We start from the raw sequence: 2,181 nt of genomic DNA, 5'->3' as shown, positions 1-2,181 counted from the left end.
GGTGGTCGACCAGCAGGACGACGGCGTCGTCTTTGTTCAAGCGGTTGTAGGTTGCAGTGCTCATGGTTGAATCCTTTTTTGTTCAGGTTGGTTGGGCGTTGCGTTCAGCATGGGCACAGATTAATGGGTGGTCTGTGGGGGATAAATCGGTTGGGATAGGTAATACCGTCAACTCAAAGGAGACGATTGTTTATCTGTGGTTTATCGCAGAAATTGTCTCAAGGATGGTTTAGTATTTATGGAAAATATTGCCTTATAGGTTCTTATTTATCATGAAAATAAACCGCCTGCTGGCTGGTTGGGCACCGGGTTCCATTGCGACGCAAGCCTGGCTGCATAGCCATGGCGTCGGCCCCAGCCTGATCCAAAAGTATCAGCGCAGTGGTTGGGTAGAGCGGGTGGGCCATGGCGCGTGGAAACGCTGCGGCGATGACCTGGATTGGCAGGGCGGGGTATTCGCTTTGCAGCAAGATGCATCGGCACGTATTTGGCCGGGCGGCGCGACGGCGTTGAGTTTGCTCGGCTACAGCCATTACCTCGCCTTTGGAAAGCAGGCCGTCGATCTGTTCGGAACACCGGGTGCTGTGCTTGCGGGCTGGTTCCGCAAGTACCCTTGGGATGTCGACGTGAACTTCTATCCCGGTGGCCTCTTCGCGGAAATGGAAGATATGGGGTTACAAGTTTTCCAGGTCCCTTACAGCCGATTTGAGTTAAAAATCGCAACCCCGGAACGCGCCGTACTCGAGCTTATTCATCAAACCGCTGACGAGATGCTCTTCAGTCATGTCGCTGATGTGTTCACTGGTTTGGGCTCACTGAGCCCCAGGCGCCTGCAGAAGTTGCTTGACGCGTGCAACTCGATTCGCGTCAAACGTGTTTTCCTCCTGCTGGCGCGAAACGCGCGGCACGTGTGGTACGAGCGAATAGACCTTTCCAGTATTGATCTAGGTAAAGGCAAGCGCCAAATCATCCGGGGTGGTCGACTCGATAAAGAGTTCCTAATCACCGTGCCGGAGAGTTTTGCCAGTGGCGCTTGATGCTCGTTACGCCGCTCAGGTTCGATTGTTGGTCCAGGTCATCCCTCACGTAGCAGCAGAGCGGTGTTTTGCCCTGAAAGGGGGGACGGCCATCAATCTGTTCATACGTGATCTCCCTCGTCTGTCGGTGGACATAGACCTGGCGTACCTGCCCAGTTCTGATCGCCAACAGGCATTAGGCGATGTCCGTCTGGCGCTCCAACGCATCGCTGATGCGGTTGGGCAAGGCTTACCTCACGTCGGTGCGACGGTCCAGGCAAATCGAGACGATGAACTGCGAGTGCTGGTACGCAGCCCGTCTGCTCAAATCAAGATCGAAGTTTCGCCTGTGATGCGGGGCACTGTTCACGCGCCGCAAGAGCGTGACGTCGTGGCGTTGGTTGAAGATCAATTCGGGTTCGCTGCTATCCCGGTGGTCTCGTTGCCCGATTTGTACGGTGGCAAGATTTGCGCTGCGCTGGATCGACAGCACCCCAGGGATCTTTTTGACGTGATGCTGATGCTTCGCGAGGAGGGGCTGACGCGGGAAATCTTCGAGGGTTTTCTGGTGTACCTGATCAGTCATCGAAGGCCGATGAGCGAGTTGCTCGCTCCACGGTGGAAACCGCTCGCGGGCATATTCCAAGCGGAGTTTGCCGGCATGACGCGTGAGCCTGTCACGCTTGAACAGTTGGAGAGTACCCGGCATGGGTTGCTTGAGGCCATACGGCAGCAGTTTTGTGCGCAAGATGCTGCTTTTTTGCTTTCACTCAAGCGTGCAAAGCCTGATTGGGCGCTGCTGGCCCTGGACGGTATTGATAAGCTGCCGGCGGTGCAATGGAAGCTACGCAATATTGCTGGAATGTCTGTTGAAAAGCGTGAAGAGGCATTTGCAGTGCTGGACCGTGTAGCCGGACAAATGTTGGTCGGGTCACCGTTTTAACAGTGGCCTGCGCACAGCAACAAAAGCCTGCTTTTCAGGGCAGGCTTGTTGCGAGGTTCGGTTGATTTACTTCTGATTGGCTGTCAACGCCGAGTAACCATTCATCAAGTTGCGATAGTTAGGGATGCGCTGGGACAACAGGTTCCCCAGGCCCTCGATATCGTTGCGCCAGTCGCGATGCAGCTCACACGCCACCGAGAACCAGTTCATCAACTGCGCACC

Annotated in this window: 2 protein-coding genes and 2 pseudogenes; 2 read left to right on the top strand and 2 right to left on the bottom strand. The window is 55.2% G+C overall.

What is annotated here, in order from left to right; all coding sequences use genetic code 11:
- Nucleotides 1-64: pseudogene (locus tag BM017_RS29805) on the bottom strand (hydrolase); the annotation flags it as partial.
- Nucleotides 65-272: 208 nt separating this feature from the next.
- On the opposite strand from BM017_RS29805, the gene BM017_RS28700 reads away from it, so the two are divergent.
- Both BM017_RS28700 and BM017_RS28695 read left to right on the top strand, forming a co-directional pair.
- The gene (locus BM017_RS28700) at nucleotides 273-1,037 is read left to right on the top strand and encodes a type IV toxin-antitoxin system AbiEi family antitoxin (RefSeq protein ID WP_092250901.1); all 765 of its coding nucleotides are present in this window, start codon (nucleotides 273-275) and stop codon (nucleotides 1,035-1,037) included.
- The gene (locus tag BM017_RS28695; protein WP_092250899.1) at nucleotides 1,027-1,959 is read left to right on the top strand and encodes a nucleotidyl transferase AbiEii/AbiGii toxin family protein; all 933 of its coding nucleotides are present in this window, start codon (nucleotides 1,027-1,029) and stop codon (nucleotides 1,957-1,959) included. The genes BM017_RS28700 and BM017_RS28695 overlap by 11 nt, the downstream gene beginning before the upstream one ends.
- A gap of 66 nt (nucleotides 1,960-2,025) precedes the next feature.
- Here BM017_RS28695 and BM017_RS28690 read toward each other — a convergent pair.
- A pseudogene (locus tag BM017_RS28690) lies at nucleotides 2,026-2,181 on the bottom strand (hydrolase); the annotation flags it as partial.

Origin of the sequence: Pseudomonas sp. NFPP04, from assembly GCF_900113815.1 — a bacterium.
Classification (GTDB): Bacteria; Pseudomonadota; Gammaproteobacteria; order Pseudomonadales; family Pseudomonadaceae; genus Aquipseudomonas; species Aquipseudomonas extremorientalis.
Note: the sequence above shows the minus strand (reverse complement) of the source record. Positions and strands in the feature narration are given on the sequence as shown.